The sequence below is a fragment of the Pedobacter fastidiosus genome (assembly GCF_014306625.1).
GTDB lineage: Bacteria > Bacteroidota > Bacteroidia > Sphingobacteriales > Sphingobacteriaceae > Pedobacter > Pedobacter fastidiosus.
Window position 1 is genome coordinate 109,889 of sequence record NZ_JACRYL010000003.1, and the last position, 15,629, is coordinate 125,517.

Annotated in this window: 14 protein-coding genes; 9 read left to right on the forward strand and 5 right to left on the reverse strand. The window is 35.9% G+C overall.

From position 1 onward, the window contains the following. Positions 1-122 precede the first annotated feature (122 nt). The 4 genes from H7U22_RS04145 (at position 123) to H7U22_RS04160 (ending at position 6,834) form a co-directional block, all read left to right on the forward strand. A complete protein-coding gene (locus H7U22_RS04145) occupies positions 123-3,035 on the forward strand; it encodes a SusC/RagA family TonB-linked outer membrane protein (RefSeq protein ID WP_187070084.1) in 2,913 nt (970 codons plus the stop codon). An 11-nt stretch (positions 3,036-3,046) separates the two neighbouring features. Continuing rightward, positions 3,047-4,462, forward strand: coding sequence for a RagB/SusD family nutrient uptake outer membrane protein (locus tag H7U22_RS04150; protein WP_187070085.1), 1,416 nt, complete (start codon positions 3,047-3,049; stop codon positions 4,460-4,462). Between the two features lie 322 nt (positions 4,463-4,784). Next, positions 4,785-6,230, forward strand: coding sequence for a glycoside hydrolase family 30 protein (locus H7U22_RS04155; protein ID WP_187070086.1), 1,446 nt, complete (start codon positions 4,785-4,787; stop codon positions 6,228-6,230). 133 nt (positions 6,231-6,363) lie between these two features. Continuing rightward, entirely contained in the window at positions 6,364-6,834 is a 471-nt protein-coding gene (locus H7U22_RS04160; RefSeq protein WP_187070087.1) for a hypothetical protein, read from the forward strand. 47 nt (positions 6,835-6,881) lie between these two features. On the opposite strand, the gene H7U22_RS04165 is transcribed toward H7U22_RS04160, so the two are convergent. From H7U22_RS04165 to panB, 3 genes are all read right to left on the reverse strand, one after another. Then, positions 6,882-7,310: a hypothetical protein gene (locus H7U22_RS04165; protein ID WP_187070088.1), complete on the reverse strand. Its 429-nt coding sequence runs from the start codon at positions 7,308-7,310 to the stop codon at positions 6,882-6,884. Positions 7,311-7,471: 161 nt separating this feature from the next. Then, positions 7,472-8,158, reverse strand: a complete 687-nt coding sequence (locus tag H7U22_RS04170; protein ID WP_187070089.1) for an RluA family pseudouridine synthase — start codon at positions 8,156-8,158, stop codon at positions 7,472-7,474. Between the two features lie 143 nt (positions 8,159-8,301). Then, on the reverse strand, positions 8,302-9,117 hold the full coding sequence (gene panB / locus H7U22_RS04175) for a 3-methyl-2-oxobutanoate hydroxymethyltransferase (RefSeq protein WP_187070090.1): 816 nt from the start codon (positions 9,115-9,117) through the stop codon (positions 8,302-8,304). Positions 9,118-9,513: 396 nt separating this feature from the next. Between panB and carA the strand changes: the two genes are divergently transcribed. The 5 genes from carA to H7U22_RS04200 all read left to right on the forward strand — a co-directional run bounded on the left by carA (position 9,514) and on the right by H7U22_RS04200 (position 14,622). Further along, on the forward strand, positions 9,514-10,626 hold the full coding sequence (carA, locus tag H7U22_RS04180) for a glutamine-hydrolyzing carbamoyl-phosphate synthase small subunit (RefSeq protein WP_187070091.1): 1,113 nt from the start codon (positions 9,514-9,516) through the stop codon (positions 10,624-10,626). 199 nt (positions 10,627-10,825) lie between these two features. Continuing rightward, positions 10,826-11,590: an ABC transporter ATP-binding protein gene (locus H7U22_RS04185; protein ID WP_187070092.1), complete on the forward strand. Its 765-nt coding sequence runs from the start codon at positions 10,826-10,828 to the stop codon at positions 11,588-11,590. 97 nt (positions 11,591-11,687) lie between these two features. After that, complete coding sequence (locus tag H7U22_RS04190) at positions 11,688-12,797, forward strand: ABC transporter permease (protein ID WP_187070093.1); 1,110 nt, start codon at positions 11,688-11,690, stop codon at positions 12,795-12,797. Positions 12,798-12,925: 128 nt separating this feature from the next. Further along, a complete protein-coding gene (locus H7U22_RS04195; protein ID WP_187070094.1) occupies positions 12,926-13,882 on the forward strand; it encodes a Fic family protein in 957 nt (318 codons plus the stop codon). Positions 13,883-13,938: 56 nt separating this feature from the next. Next, positions 13,939-14,622 carry an XAC2610-related protein gene (locus H7U22_RS04200; RefSeq protein ID WP_187070095.1) on the forward strand — a complete coding sequence of 228 codons (684 nt, stop codon included), beginning with the start codon at positions 13,939-13,941 and terminating at the stop codon, positions 14,620-14,622. A gap of 18 nt (positions 14,623-14,640) precedes the next feature. Here the strand turns inward: H7U22_RS04200 and H7U22_RS04205 are convergent, their stop codons facing one another. Next, positions 14,641-15,216 (reverse strand): TetR/AcrR family transcriptional regulator, encoded by a 576-nt coding sequence (locus tag H7U22_RS04205; RefSeq protein ID WP_187070096.1) that lies wholly within the window; start codon positions 15,214-15,216, stop codon positions 14,641-14,643. Between the two features lie 2 nt (positions 15,217-15,218). After that, positions 15,219-15,629 (reverse strand): Rieske (2Fe-2S) protein, encoded by a 411-nt coding sequence (locus tag H7U22_RS04210; RefSeq protein WP_187070097.1) that lies wholly within the window; start codon positions 15,627-15,629, stop codon positions 15,219-15,221.

Sequence of the window (15,629 nt, forward strand, 5' to 3'; positions counted from 1 at the left end):
GATTTTAACACAAAATGCTAATTATCAATTAGTTAACTAAAAATAATTATATATAAAGCTTGTTTATTACGTTAAATCGGTGTTAACTTTACCTCATATTAATTTTAATCAGAGCAAAAATTATGAGAAAAAAGTTTACATTGCTTATTGTATGTATTCTTTGTGCCATCTCGGTGAGTATGGCCCAGAATATTACTGTAAAGGGTCTGGTAAAAGACCAAAAGGGACTGCCACTACCTGGCGTTTCTGTTAAAATAAAAGGAACCAACCAAGGTGCTTCCACGGCAGACAATGGTTCATTTACGATTAGTGCCCCACAAAATTCGACATTAGAGTTTACTTTTATAGGTTATAAAACAGTTGAAGAGGCTGTAAATAATCGTAATACGGTAAGCGTAACCCTGTCTGATGACAACCAACAACTGAATGAAGTTGTGGTGATTGGTTATGGTACTACAACCAAAAAAGATTTAACAACTGCTGTTGTTTCGTTATCTGCAAAAGATATCGAAAATCAACCGGTTACAAATCCACTTCAAGCCATACAGGGTAAAGCTGCAGGGGTTCAAATCAGTTCTCAGTCTGGTAAACCTGGTTCGGGTGTTTCCATTACAATTCGTGGTAATACTTCAATTAATGCATCTAATAGCCCATTGTATGTTATTGATGGAGTTACATCGAGAGATGCGAGTTTCTTAAATCCTATTGATATTGAAAGCTTAGTAATTTTAAAAGATGCTTCTGCTGCTGCAATTTACGGATCGAGCGGTGCGAACGGTGTTATTTTAATTACCACTAAAAAAGGAAGCTCTGATAAAATTAGAGTAGGCTTTAATGCTTTTACAGGTTTTTCTAACTTGTGGCAGAAACAAGAGGTATTAAACAGAGATCAATACATCGCATTGATGAAGGAATTAGGTTATGATACAAATGGTTTAGGCAACGAAAACACCGATTGGCAAGATTTAACCTTTGGCACCGGAACTCAAAATAGTTATCAGGCATCAGTTTCTGGAGGTATTAAAGGTGGTGTATATTCATTCTCTACAGGTTACCAACAAGATAAAGGTGTAGTAAATCCGGCTCAATTAGATAAATATACTGCACACTTTAATGGTTCGCAAAACATTACCAAATGGTTAAAATTAACGGGTAACGCTGCAATAACGCAAAGCAACTCTATTGATGTTAGCGATAATGCGAACGTTGCAAGAGGTGGAACAATTTTATCTGCGCTAACTACTCCGCCAACAATTGGTGTTTATGCGGCAAACGGAACATACGCTTTCAATCCATATAAAGGTGGTTCAGAAAATCCTGTTGCGAATGCTATGGCTGCGAAAAACAGCAGTAGAAATTTCAGATTTTTAGGTGCATTTGCTGCCGAGGTGAAATTTACGCCAGCATTCTCTTTCAAATCAAGCATCAGTACAAACAATAACGATAATCGTTATTCGTATTTTATCGATCCTTATTCTACTGATTATGGTAGAGCTCAAAAAGGGGTTAGAAATGCAAACTTTAGTACAGACCGAGTATGGTTAAATGAGAACATTTTAAACTACACTAAAAATGTGGGTAAAAATGCATTTACTGCAACTGGTGGTATGACTTTACAAGAATCGAAATATTACTATTTAGGTTACAATGAGCAGAATTTCATTGGCACTAACGGTCAGCTTTTAGATAGAGGAACATCAATCCCTGTTCAATTACCAACAGCTTCGCAATGGTCTAAACGTTCTTATTTAGCTCGTTTAACTTATGCCTACGATAGCAAATATTTATTTAGCACCAATTTTAGAGCAGATGGTTCATCTCGCTTCGGTTCGGAAAACAAATATGGTTACTTTCCATCGGCATCAGTTGGATGGAGAATTTCTGGAGAGAATTTCTTAAAAGATGTTAAGGCAATTAATGATTTAAAATTAAGAGCAAGTTGGGGTAAAGTTGGCAACGATGAAGGTATTGGAGATTATTCTTATCTAGAATTGTATACACCAACTACGCAAGGATCGTATGTATTCTCTCAATTGCCAAACGCAGGCTTGAAATGGGAAGAGACTACTCAAACCAATATAGGTTTAGATTTAACGATGTTTAATAGCCGTATCGTTTTCACTGCTGATGCATATTTGAAAAAGACTAAAGATTTATTAATTAACCAACCACTTCCAAATTCTATTGGTTTCGGTAGCATTGCAAGCAATGTTGGTAATATGGAAAATAAAGGTTTAGAGTTTGTTTTATCAACCAAAAACATTGTTCATGATAAGTTTACCTGGAACACAGACCTTAACTTCTCATTAAACCGCAACAAAGTAACCAGTTTAGGGAGCCGAGTTGGATCGATTAATTTTGGTGGAATCTACGAGCGTGATGCAGCAATCAGAGTTGTTCCAGGCCGTCCGCTTGGAAGTTTCTATGGTTATGTTTCAAACGGCGTTGATCCTCAAACAGGAAATATCGTTTATCAAGATTTAAACGGTGATGGCGCAATTACTGCTGATGATAGAACGTTTATCGGATCTGCGCAACCAAAATTCACCTATGGTGTTAACAATACATTTACTTACGGCAACTTTGGTTTAAACTTCTTATTCCAAGGCGTTCAAGGTAACGATATGTTTAACGCATCTAGAATGGAACTTGAAGGCATGAATGATTCGAAAAATCAATCGGCTGTTGTTTTAAATAGATGGACTACTCCTGGACAGATTACTGATGTTCCGAAAGCAATTAAAGATAATAGTAGCAATACGCTAACCTCTAGCCGTTTTGTGGAAGATGGTTCATACTTGCGTTTAAAAACAGCTACATTCTCTTACAACTTTGGAACAATGAGTTTGGGCAAATTGAAAATGAGTAAATTTATGATTTATGCCAGCGCTTATAACTTGTTAACGTTTACCAACTATACTGGATTTGATCCAGAGGTTAATCAAAACTCAGCAAACGGACCATCAATGGGGATCGATTATGGTACTTATCCTCAATCAAGAACATTTATATTCGGTGTTAACGTAGGCTTTTAATTTAGAAAACAATGAAACTTAAAATATATTCATTAATCGCGGCAAGCACCATTACATTGGCATTAAGCAGCTGCAAAAAAGATTTCTTAGATCAAACCCCTATTACACAAGTTGGGCCCGATGTAGCTTTTGCTGATGCAGCGGCAGCAGAGAAATTAATTCAAGGTGCTTATGATGGTATGTATAACGATTACCACATTTGGGATTATATGACAAACGGCGACGTAAGATCAGATAATGCCTATGCAGGTGGAGATAATCCAGCAAACATCCAGTTAGATTTGTTTACTGTTAATTCTACAAATGGAAACGTAACCAGAGATTGGAACTCTTTATATAGCGATATTAAAAACTGTAATCTAATTTTAACTAATGTTCCAAACATTCAGGATGCGAAGCTTGATGCTGGAGATAGAAGAAAGCAGATTCTGGCTGAAGCGAGCATTTTAAGAGCATATATGTACTTCAATTTGGTTAGAACTTGGGGTTCGGTTCCGTTGGTTGTTAAAGTACCAACAAATGATTCGGAATTTTATCCATCTAAAGCAAGTGTTGATGCAATTTATGCGCAAATAATTACCGATTTGGAATACGGTGCTGCCAATGCACGTTCATCTGCACCAAATAAAGGTATTATGACTAAAGGTGTGGCAAATGCATTACTTGCGAAGGTTTATGCTTCTAAAGCTACTCCAGATTGGGCTAAAGTAAGCACCTATTGTGATGCGGTTATCAATGGAGGTTATTCGTTAATTTCTAACTATGATTTCCTTTGGGATTCTAACCACAAAAACAATTCAGAGGCCATTTGGGAAATGCAGTACGATGGTTACGGCGGTTTACACGGTAACTGGATGCCGAGTGTTCTTGTTGGTACGGGATGGAAAAGATTTAATACACCATCGAATGATTTAGCAAAAGCATTTGATAATGAAGGCGATGCAGTTCGTAAAGCTTCGAGTATCAAATTTAATAACGTAGTATCTGAAGGCTGGAGCGATTCTTATTGGTCTAAAACTAGCTACCCATATATCAATAAATATCGTGCTGATGATAAATCTGACAACTATATTTTGAGATTAGCCGATATTATGCTTTTAAAAGCGGAGGCTTTAAATGAATTAAGTGCTGGTGGATGGTCCTCTGCTGCAACGATTATAAACACAATCCGTGGCCGTGTGAAGTTAGGTATTACATCAGCAACTGATCAAGCAAGCATGCGTTTAGCAATTGAAAAAGAACGTCGTTTAGAACTGGCTTTTGAAGGCCAACGTTGGTTCGATTTATTAAGAACTAACAGAGCGATGGCTGTAATGAATGCCCAGACAGATGGTGCTGGTGCAAATTTAAATTACAATGTTACTGCCGGAAAACTATATTTCCCGATTCCGCAGGATGAACTAGACAAAAACCCTAACGTACGTTAGTTTCTTTAAATAAATCAAAGGCGGCGTTAGTCGCCTTTGATTTATAAATACCTTTTACAAAGACCATTTGCATGCTACATTTTTAAAAGTAGTAAACCTAAAATGTTTTTCTAAATCAATACTGAGGTCGAAAATTCAAAGTTGAGATTGGCCCATCAGAAAAGAGTTTTAATTACACAAATTAAACCTTCTGCCATTTGGCAGAGCATATTGCTTGTTCCAGTTTTCTGGAGCAAGCCTTATTTCAATTATTCATTATCGCATTATTTTCTTTAAAAAATCTATGAGGAATACCCTAAAATCTCTAACCAAAACCATAATTATGAAACCAATTTACAATTTGGGTACTGCCCTAAGCATCTTAATTGTTGCTTGTGCTTGCAGTAAAAGTCCGAAGAGTGCAATTACCGAGCAACCACCAGTTTCCACGGAACCTGTGAAAACTGAGGTCGGTTTTTGGCTGACAAAAGGCGATCAATCAGTTCTATTTAAAAAGCAAAATGTAGCTCTTAATTTTTCAGCAACCACGAATAGTAATCCCACTATTGAAGTTGATCCATCAACTACATTTCAAAGTATAGATGGATTTGGTTATACTTTAACAGGTGGAAGTGCAAGTTTAATAAACGCACTTCCGGCAGCGGATAAAGATAAATTGATTAACGAATTGTTCGGAACATCTGATGATGCAATTGGCGTAAGTTATTTAAGAATCAGCATCGGCGCCTCCGATTTGAGTGCTGCACCATTTACTTATAATGATTTGCCAGATGGCGAAACGGATGAAGCACTTGCTAAATTTTCCTTGGCCAAAGAACAGGCAGATTTAATTCCTGTACTTAAAAAAATTGTTGCTGTTAATCCTACCATCAAAATTTTGGGTTCTCCATGGAGTGCACCAATTTGGATGAAAACAAATAAAAATTTTATTGGAGGTAGTTTAAAACCAGAATATTATCAAACCTACGCTAAGTATTTGGTTAAATATATTCAGGCTATGAAAGCAGAAGGAATTACAATTGATGCCATTACGCCTCAAAATGAACCATTGCACCCGGGCAATAATCCAAGTATGTATATGGAAGCTTTGGATCAAGCCAACTTTATTAAAACAGCTTTAGGACCAATTTTCCAAACTGCAGGAATCACTACAAAAATAATTGTTTATGATCATAATGCAGATAAACCTGAATATCCGATTGCGATATTAAATGATACTGAAGCTAAAAAATATGTTGATGGTTCTGCTTTTCACTTATACGCAGGGAGCATCTCGGCCTTAACCCAAGTACATAACGCACACCCCGATAAAAATGTTTACTTCACTGAGCAATGGGTTGGAGGGCCAGGCAATTTCTCTGAAGACTTGAAATGGCATGTTTCTACATTAATTGTTGGTGCTACGCGTAACTGGAGCCGAAATGTTTTGGAGTGGAATTTAGCTGCAGATCCTAATTATAATCCACATACTGATAAAGGTGGCTGTACAACCTGTTTAGGTGCTATTACTGTTGCCCCTGCGGTGAGTAGGAATGTTGCCTATTATGTTATTGGTCATGCTTCTAAATTCGTAAAACCAGGTTCGGTTCGTATTGCTTCGAATGTGATTAGCAATTTACAAAACGTAGCTTTTAAAACCCCAGATGGTAAAAATGTTTTGATTGTTTGCAACAACAATAACGATGCAACAGTTTTTAATATAAAATACAACGGCAAAATTGTTACCAGTACTTTAGATAAAGGTGCTGTAGCAACTTACGTTTGGTAAAAACCTAGTTTAATTGTTTAGTCAGCCTCGCTTATGCGGGGCTTTCTAGTTTTATAGAATTTTATCGAAATTATTTCTAGACCAATCTTGGCAAGGGCTTTGCTTCAAATAAGAGAATCAATTCTATAATCTAATGAAAAATATCATTCCTATTTTGGCTGTGGCTTCTGCCCTATTGGCATCTTGCCAAAGCAACACCACTAAAACTATAACTACTACTGATTCTACAATTATCGCTGATGTAGATACAACTAAAAACTCAAATCAGTGTTTTGTATATATCAAAAATAGAGATACGGCAACACTGAAACTTATTACAACAAACAATACAGTATCTGGAGATTTAAGTTATAAGCTTTACGAGAAAGATAAAAATAATGGAGCGATTACCGGAATAGTTAAAGGTGATACCATTATTGCAAATTATACTTTTCAATCAGAAGGCATGGCATCTGTTAGACAAGTTGTTTGGCTAAAAAAAGATGGGAAACTTGTAGAAGGGTTTGGAGAATCGGAGGAAGTTGATGGAAAAATGAAATTTAAAAACATCAGTCAACTCAAGTTTGAAAATTCTATGGAATTTAAACCTGTTGATTGCAAATAAAAAAGGGCTGTGCAGAAGCACAACCCTAATCATATAGAAATTACTAATTACTTTACAGCTTCAGTTGCAGCGGCAGTCCACTCTTGACTCAATTTAGTCATGTAGTCAGAATATTTTTGAACCTCATCTGGTTTCAATTTGCTTGCCCAAGTTGAAGAACTTTGCGCCCAAGTTGCATACTTTGTACCTAAAGCTTGGATTTCAGTTGCATTTTTGCTTTTTAAAGCTGCGATGTATTCATCTTTTAATTTAGCATATTCAGCTAAACCTTTATTAACTTCATCACTAGAAAAAGTAGGTGCATCAGATTTAGTTGTAGTTTTCTCAACAACTGTTGTTGAATCTTTTTTAGTAGAATCTGTAACTTCAACTGCAGATGAATCCTTTGAACCTTCTGCCTTTTTAGTGCTATTACATGATGCTAAAGTTGCAGCGAATAAACCTATTGCCGCAACAGATAAAATTGTTTTTTTCATTATTGTTTGGTTATTTTTTGCTTAACAATATTTAAATACCATGCCAAAAACAATATCTGCATTAGATCACATTTAAACCATCCATTTAAAAAGTGGGGAAATTAAGTTGGGGAAATTTTTCCACTATTTGGGCAAAAAATAACCCATATCGAATTGTGGTTCTACAAATTTTCGAAGCGCTCCCAAAAACCATCGATAGGCAATTTTGCAAAAATATTAACAGGCTCCTTTTTAACAGGGTGCTCGAATCTTAATCTTCGGGCATGTAGACAAATACTACCTTTTCTACTTCCTCTTGGATAGCCATATTTATTATCGCCAACAATAGGACAGCCCATTGAAGAAAGCTGAACCCGTATTTGATGCGAACGGCCTGTTAGTGGATCTACTTCTAATAAATAATAATCGCCTACTTTTGCAACCAACCGATAGGAAAGTTCGGCTCTTTGACTGCCTTCAACCTCCGAATTATAATAAGTGACCACATTTTTTTGTGGATTTTTAATTAACCAATGAACTAAAGTTGCCGATTCAATCTCTGGCTTATTACGAACTACAGCCCAATAGGTTTTCTTAACCTCTCGGTTTTTAAAAACTGCGTTCATCCGTTCTAATGCTTTACTGGTTTTAGCGAAAAGGATAACGCCACTAACTGGTCTATCTAAACGATGTACAACACCTAAAAATGCCCCATTAGGTTTATTATACTTTTTAGCAATGTACTTCTTTACCTGTTCATCCAAAGGTTCATCACCAGTTTCATCAACCTGCACAATATCGCCTGCCCTTTTATTAATGGCGATTAGATGATTGTCTTCAAAAAGTATGTCTTTATCAGTTATTGGCATAACCCCTCCGCCCCTAAAGGGGAACTTGATTTTCTATCGTTCATATAATACTAATACTTTGTGATCGCTATTTCCATTTTGCCATTTGCGTTAAGGAGATATTTCCGTCTCGCTTGTAGCTCCCCCTTTAGGGGGCTGGGGGGCTAATACTGTTCTTTATCGTTAGGAAAATCATTTGCCTTCACATCGCGGATGTAAGATTGCGCAGCACCCAAAATTTCATCATATAAATTAATGTATTGACGCAAAAAACGAGGTTTAAATCCCTTCGTTAAACCAATCATATCATTAACCACTAAAACCTGTCCGTCACAATCTGGCCCAGCGCCAATTCCAATAGTTGGTATCTGAATGCTTTCAGAAACTACTTTTCCTAAAGAAGCAGGGATTTTCTCCAAAACGATTGCAAAACAACCAGCATTTTGTAAAGCTAAAGCGTCGATTTTTAATTTATTAGCCTCTTCTTCTTCTTTTGCACGAACAGTATAAGTTCCAAATTTATAAATAGATTGGGGCGTAAGTCCTAAATGGCCCATTACCGGAATCCCAGCTGTAATTATCCTTTGAACGGATTCGATAATTTCTTCACCACCCTCCAATTTAACACCATGGGCACCAGATTCTTTCATAATTCTAATGGCCGAATTCAAAGCTTCTTTTGAATTTCCCTGATAGGAGCCAAAAGGTAAATCTACCACTACAAAGGCACGTTTAACCGCTCTAATTACCGAAGCAGCGTGATAAATCATTTGATCCAAAGTAATTGGCAGGGTGGTTTCATGACCAGCCATTACATTTGAAGCAGAATCGCCAACAAGCAAAACGTCTAATCCGGCATCGTCCAAAATGGTAGCCATAGAATAATCGTAAGCAGTAAGCATAGATATTTTTTCACCACGTTGTTTCATTTCTTGCAAAATGTGTGTGGTTATTCGCTTAATTTCTTTGTGTACTGACATGGGTTTTGTTTTGTACTCCAAAAGTATTGATTTTTATTTAAGCAGAAAGACCAAAGCGAAATGATGATAGCGAAAAGACCAAAGACCAAAGCAAAAGGTTTAATGGATTTATTTATAAATGCTCCTTACTTAAAAAACAGCTTAAAATGCCTCGTTCACTTACCAGAAGTTGTACATGATTATATGCGAAATTTAAACAGTTTCCTATTCTTTCTGTATTTAGCTTCACCCTTATTTCACATTTCTTTTTAGATTCCCATTCTTAAAACCTATCTTTGTACCCCGAAATGGAAGGGATATATTCATCTTTTTTTGCACCCCGCAAAAACAGCTTTAGTGCTGAGAGCATCTCTTTTTTCAACTCTTTTTTAAATCAAAATCCATATTGTAATTACCATGACTAACTACACCAAGTTACCTGCGATTTTATTACTGGCCGATGGCACAGTTTTTTACGGCAAAGCAGCCGGGAAAATTGGAACCACTACTGGCGAAATTTGTTTTAATACCGGCATGACAGGTTACCAGGAAATTTTTACCGATCCAAGTTATTTTGGACAAATAATGGTTACCACAAATTCGCATATCGGGAACTATGGAATCCAGAAAGATGAAATTGAATCTGAATCGATAAAAATTGCTGGTTTGGTTTGTAAAAACTACAACATTGTTTATAGCCGTAAACAGGCTACGGAATCTATTCAAGATTATTTCCAGAATGATAACTTAGTTGCCATTTCTGATATTGATACTAGAGCTTTAGTTCGCCATATTAGAGACAAAGGTGCAATGAATGCTATTATCTCATCAGAAATTACAGATTTAGATGAATTGAAACAGAAATTGGCTGAGGTTCCATCAATGGAAGGCTTAGAGCTTTCATCTAAAGTGAGCACAACTGAACCTTATTTCTACGGAAATCCTGATGCAAGTTTAAAAGTTGCCGCACTAGATTTAGGGATTAAGAAAAACATTCTTCGCAGTTTCGAAAATCGTGATATTTATGTTCAAGTTTTCCCAGCAAAAACAAAATTTGCTGAAATGGAAAAATTTAATCCCGATGGTTATTTTATTTCAAACGGCCCCGGCGATCCTTCAGTAATGCCTTACGCAGTTGAAACTATAAAAGAAATTTTAGCTGAAGATAAACCTTTGTTCGGCATTTGCTTAGGTCACCAATTGTTGGCTGAAGCGAATGATATAGGCACAATGAAAATGTTTAATGGTCACCGTGGATTAAATCATCCGGTAAAAAATATCATTAAAAATCATTGCGAAGTTACTTCTCAAAATCATGGTTTCGGTGTTATTCCTGATGAAGTTAGAAACTCCGATAAAGTTGAGATTACGCACGTAAACTTAAACGATAAATCTATCGAAGGAATTCGTGTTAAAGGTAAAAAAGCATTTTCAGTTCAATATCATCCAGAATCTTCTCCAGGCCCTCACGATTCTCGTTATTTATTCGACGATTTCGTTGACGTAATGAAAGGCGATCTAGTTTGGTAATTTAAGCATTAATGTAAAAGCTTAAAAACTAAAATTTTACATATCAAATCTGCGAATCTGTGGCTATGTTAAGCTGAAGATTCGCAGATTTTTTTTATTATGAGCTTCTTACCTACTAAAAACATCATTTTACCGACATTTTAATCTCATTGTAATAAAATTCATTTTCTATTCATCTAAAGCTCCTTACATTAGTAATATGGAAACAAAAAAGGCCATTATCAGCGTAACTAATCTGGTAAAAAAATATGATGATTTTGTTGCGGTTCAAGGCTTAAGCTTTGAGGTTTACGAAAACGAAATTTTTGGTTTGCTCGGTCCAAATGGAGCTGGCAAGACCACCACTTTAGAGATCATCGAAACCTTAAGAGAAAAAACATCAGGCGAAATTATTGTTGATGGTTTTTCGGTTGATAAACATGCTCAAAGCATCAAAAAAATTATTGGCGTTCAATTGCAGGCCGCAGGTTATTATCCGAACTTAAACCTTATAGAACTGTTAGAACTTTTTGCAGGTTTATATGGAGCTGATGTAAAGCCTATGGAAATGCTCGAAAAAGTAAATCTCCAGGATAAGGCCAAAGCAAAATATAAAGCACTTTCTGGCGGACAAAAACAGCGTTTCTCTATAGCAACTACTTTAATTAATCAGCCCAAAATTATTTTTCTGGATGAACCAACTACAGGATTAGATCCTCAGGCAAGAAGAAACCTTTGGGATTTGATTACTGAAATAAGAGATGCAGGAACGACCGTTGTAATTACCACGCACTATATGGACGAAGCCGAACAACTTTGCGACCGAGTAGCATTTGTAGAGCGAGGTCAAATCATTGCTTTAGATACTCCCGATAACTTAATTGATAAGTTGGTAAATAGTGGTTTTGAACGCAAGAAAGAAGTTAAAAAAGCAAACCTAGAGGATGTTTTTATTAATTTGACTGGAAAAGAATGGCGGGAGTAACCCCCCAGCCCCTCAAGGGGAAGCTAAAAGCTAGATGGAAATAGAGTTGCAAAAAAGCAAAGACAGCATAAATAAAACATAAAAAAACTATACTTATATGAATACTGGAAATTCAAACTCCCCTTTAGGGGCTGGGGGTTACAGCAATACAAAAGCAACATTAGCCCTTGCAAAAGCGAGTTTCCGCTCCATTATACGGAGTCCGTCGGCAGTGGTTTTTACTTTGGCATTCCCCCTAATATTTATACTGGTTTTTGGATTTTTAGGTGGTGGTGGAACACATATTGATGTAGGCATAACGCCCGGTTCTGACATGAAAAACCCGGTAATAGGGATGCTTGAAAAAACTGGCATGATCCGTTTGGTTAAAAACAAATCAAAAACCGACTATGATAAACTTCTTGAAAAAGGTAACGTAGATGCCATGATTGATGTGCACAGAAAAGTAAACTCTGTTGCCTACTCTGTAAATGTTGTTTATACCTCAGCATCAATGGATAAAGGCAATATTTTAAAATCGGTTTTGAATAATCTCTTTTATGACAAAAACCTAAAACCATCAGTTGCAGAAATTAAGGAAAGTACGGTTCAAGGTCGTGAATATAAAACCATAGATTTTATTTTACCTGGCCAATTAGGCTTCTCTCTACTTAGTACTGGTGTATTCGGTACTGCATTTGTGTTCTTAAGCTTGCGCCAAACGCTTGTAATTAAACGATTTTTTGCCACGCCTGTTAAACGATCAAGCATTGTGATTGGAGAAGGCATAGCCAGAATTGGTTTTGCTTTAATTGGTGCATTATTTATTATATTAATTGGTCACTTCTTTTTTGAATTTACACTCGTCCATGGAGCACTCACGGTCGTCAATATGCTCATACTGGCAACTCTTGGTGTAATTGTTTTTATGGGTTTTGGTTTTATCATATCAGGAGTTGCTAAAAATGAAAGTATGGTTCCTCCTATCTCGAATATTGTAACCTTGCCTCAATTTTTATTATCGGGTACATTCTTTTCAATCGAGGCTTTTCCAACCTGGTTGCAACCCATAAGTAGAGCTTTGCCATTAACGTATTTAAATGATGCGATGCGTAAAGTTGCTTTTGAGGGAATGGGCTTGTGGGATGTTAAATTTCAGATTATGATTCTTTTACTTTGGGGAATAGGCATTTATGCCGTGGCTGTTAAAGTCTTTAAATGGGAGTAACAACTTTATAGAAAATATATTTTTAATATCGGATAGAAATAAAATAACATTATCCGATATTTTTGTTAAAGATTTATTAATATCGGATAAGTGCTTTTTAATCCGAAACGATATTAGTACATTTGGGGGTGTGGAAATTTGATTTGACAGATATTGAAGAATTACAACCTCAAATTGACAGGCTGTATGAGAAAAAAGCAAAGCTTGATGAATCAAGGCCTCTGCCAAATAGCGCCCTACAAAGAATCAAAACTGATCTGAGTTTAGAATGGACATATAACTCGAATAGTATAGAAGGCAATACCCTTAGCCTAAAAGAAACCCAAATGGTTTTGCAAGAAGGCATGACGGTTAAAGGCAAATCGCTTCGAGAGCACTTTGAGGTTTACAATCACGAAAAAGCCATTGATTATTTATACACACTTGTTAAGGATAGTTATACGATAAGAAGTATCGATATTCTTTCTCTTCATGGTTTAGTTTTACGCAGTATAGAAGATGATTTTGCTGGTCGGTTAAGAAATGGTGGTGTACGCATAATCGGGGCAAATTTTACTCCTCCAAATGCAAATAAGGTTTCTGATTTATTGGATGAACTCATTTCATTTGTGAACGATAATACATCTGGCTTAAATGATGTGATGATGGCTACTTTATTTCACCATAAGTTAGTTTGGATTCATCCTTTTTTTGATGGCAATGGTCGCACGGTACGCCTTGCAATGAATTTGCTCCTAATGCGAAAAGGGTTTCCACCTGCCATTATTTTAAAAAATGATAGAAAAAAATATTACGAAGCGCTTAATCAAGCAAACAAAGGGAGTTATCATAAATTGTGTTTATTAATGATTCAGGCCATTGAACGCTCGTTAAACATTTACCTTAACGCAATGCCTAATAATACTTATGGCGAGTACGAAACCATTTCACATATCGTTTCTGAACCAGAATTTAAATATGGCCAAGAATATGTGAGTTTGCTTGCCCGCCAAGGTAAAATAGACGCATACAAAGAAGGCCGAAACTGGTTAACAACCAAAGAAGCTATTACTAATTATGTAAAAAACAGAAAGCGAGAACGTTAACCTTTTTTAACTTTTGATAATTAGATATTGAAGTATTTTTACCGAAAATATTTACAATGAAAAACATCCTCGTTTTCTGTTTCCTATTATTTGCATCAGGTTACGCTAAAGCACAATTTAAATTTCTTGCATTAAACAGTTCCAATCAATACAAGGCCAAAATTTTTGTAGCCAATTGTGCCGATGGCAATTGTGGTGGAAAAGCCACGATTATTCTTTACGATAAGGCAACTGAGGCAGAATTGCAGACTTTCAATTCTATTGATTTGGATTTTTCTTTAACTGAAAAGCAAAATGCAAATCTCGGATGGTTAGATTTAGGCAAGTATCAAACTCCTTTAATTTTTGGCGATTTTAATTTCGATGGCTTAGAAGATATCGCAGTTAGAAATGGAAGTAATGGCGCTTATAGCGGGCCATCATACGATGTTTATCTGAATAGCATTGGAAATAAATTTATCCTAAACAAAGAACTTACAAAACTGGCAAGTGAAAATTTGGGTATGTTTGATGTAGATCGAAAATTAAAACAACTTGCCATCCATCAAAAGGATGGTTGTTGCTATGATAAAACAATCAATTATAATTTTGACGATAAGAAAGGGCTAATTGAAGTATCTTCTGTTATTGAAGATTCGAGTATTGGAGATGATGTAACCGTAATTACTCAAAAAATAGTTGAAGGAAAAGTTAAAAAAACAGTGCAGAAATTTAAAATAAAGGATTACTACAAACAATAATTTTGCAGTAATTCTTTGTTATAATGCAGCCTTAACTAAGAATGGAAGAATTTCCTTTTGAAAACTCACAAAGTTTTTGCGAACATCAGAATCGCTTACAGAAGTAAAAGCAAAAGAAAAAACAATACTCTTACTTGCTTTTAACAAAAAGGCTAACCCTTCTCGCCTTGCGGGATTATTTTTAAAGTTATCCAATTGAAGATAAGCCGCTAAAAGCAACGCTTCCAATTGATCAGATAAATGCTTTAAAAATTCTTGTGAGTTTGCATTTTCTCGAACAAAATCCCAGCCGATAAATTCATTACAAGCCGTAAAAGAAAGTCTGCTGGTTTTCATTACTAAAGCCTTCAAGTGCTCCTCTTCTGATGCGTAGCTCAATTTATTGTGCAGTATTTCATGAAGATTCGAGTCTAGATAATCCATTAAGATGCTATCTAAAACCTGCTCTTTACTTTCAAAGTATTTATAAATGGTTGCTTTGGCTATTCGAGCTTTTTTAGCAATTTCGTTTACACTGGTTTTGTGGTATCCGTATTTTCTAAAAAGTTCTTTAGCGGCTTTTTTTACTGTTTCTTTAATTTTTTCAGCTTCCATTTTTAATTGCTTACCCGTATTGTATTTCCTGTAATCCCTACAGTGTACTGTTTTAAATATTTTACTGCTGGAGCTTTAGCAGGACTTCCATCTTCGAGCAAAAATTTTGCACCCGAACATGGATCAGTAACCGTGATATTAGAGTCATCAACGGTAACTGCGCATTTATTTTGTGGATTAACCGAACTGCATCTATCGTAAGCCAAGTATTTTCCAGCCACGTTTCTATATAAAATTAAACCAGAAATACCATAACCATTAACTACAATTGCTTTACCAGAGCTCAAACCTGTTAAACTTGGATCGGTTAAAAGCGTGCTGTAATTTACGGCTACTTCTGGAATAAAATCATCTTCCTTACCGCAACCGGTAAAGAGAATAAATACGAACAATATGCTAAGTAAGTATCTCAT

Bases quoted from the DNA above. Each gene is read 5' to 3' on its own strand.
- H7U22_RS04190 (WP_187070093.1), top strand. From the start codon at position 11,688: ATGAATACTGGAAATTCAAACTCCCCTTTAGGGGCTGGGGGTTACAGC.
- carA (WP_187070091.1), top strand. From the start codon at position 9,514: ATGACTAACTACACCAAGTTACCTGCGATTTTATTACTGGCCGATGGC.
- H7U22_RS04150 (WP_187070085.1), top strand. From the start codon at position 3,047: ATGAAACTTAAAATATATTCATTAATCGCGGCAAGCACCATTACATTG.
- H7U22_RS04145 (WP_187070084.1), top strand. From the start codon at position 123: ATGAGAAAAAAGTTTACATTGCTTATTGTATGTATTCTTTGTGCCATC.
- H7U22_RS04160 (WP_187070087.1), top strand. From the start codon at position 6,364: ATGAAAAATATCATTCCTATTTTGGCTGTGGCTTCTGCCCTATTGGCA.
- H7U22_RS04170 (WP_187070089.1), bottom strand. From the start codon at position 8,158: ATGCCAATAACTGATAAAGACATACTTTTTGAAGACAATCATCTAATC.
- H7U22_RS04155 (WP_187070086.1), top strand. From the start codon at position 4,785: ATGAAACCAATTTACAATTTGGGTACTGCCCTAAGCATCTTAATTGTT.
- panB (WP_187070090.1), bottom strand. From the start codon at position 9,117: ATGTCAGTACACAAAGAAATTAAGCGAATAACCACACACATTTTGCAA.
- H7U22_RS04210 (WP_187070097.1), bottom strand. From the start codon at position 15,629: ATGAGATACTTACTTAGCATATTGTTCGTATTTATTCTCTTTACCGGT.
- H7U22_RS04165 (WP_187070088.1), bottom strand. From the start codon at position 7,310: ATGAAAAAAACAATTTTATCTGTTGCGGCAATAGGTTTATTCGCTGCA.
- H7U22_RS04185 (WP_187070092.1), top strand. From the start codon at position 10,826: ATGGAAACAAAAAAGGCCATTATCAGCGTAACTAATCTGGTAAAAAAA.
- H7U22_RS04205 (WP_187070096.1), bottom strand. From the start codon at position 15,216: ATGGAAGCTGAAAAAATTAAAGAAACAGTAAAAAAAGCCGCTAAAGAA.
- H7U22_RS04200 (WP_187070095.1), top strand. From the start codon at position 13,939: ATGAAAAACATCCTCGTTTTCTGTTTCCTATTATTTGCATCAGGTTAC.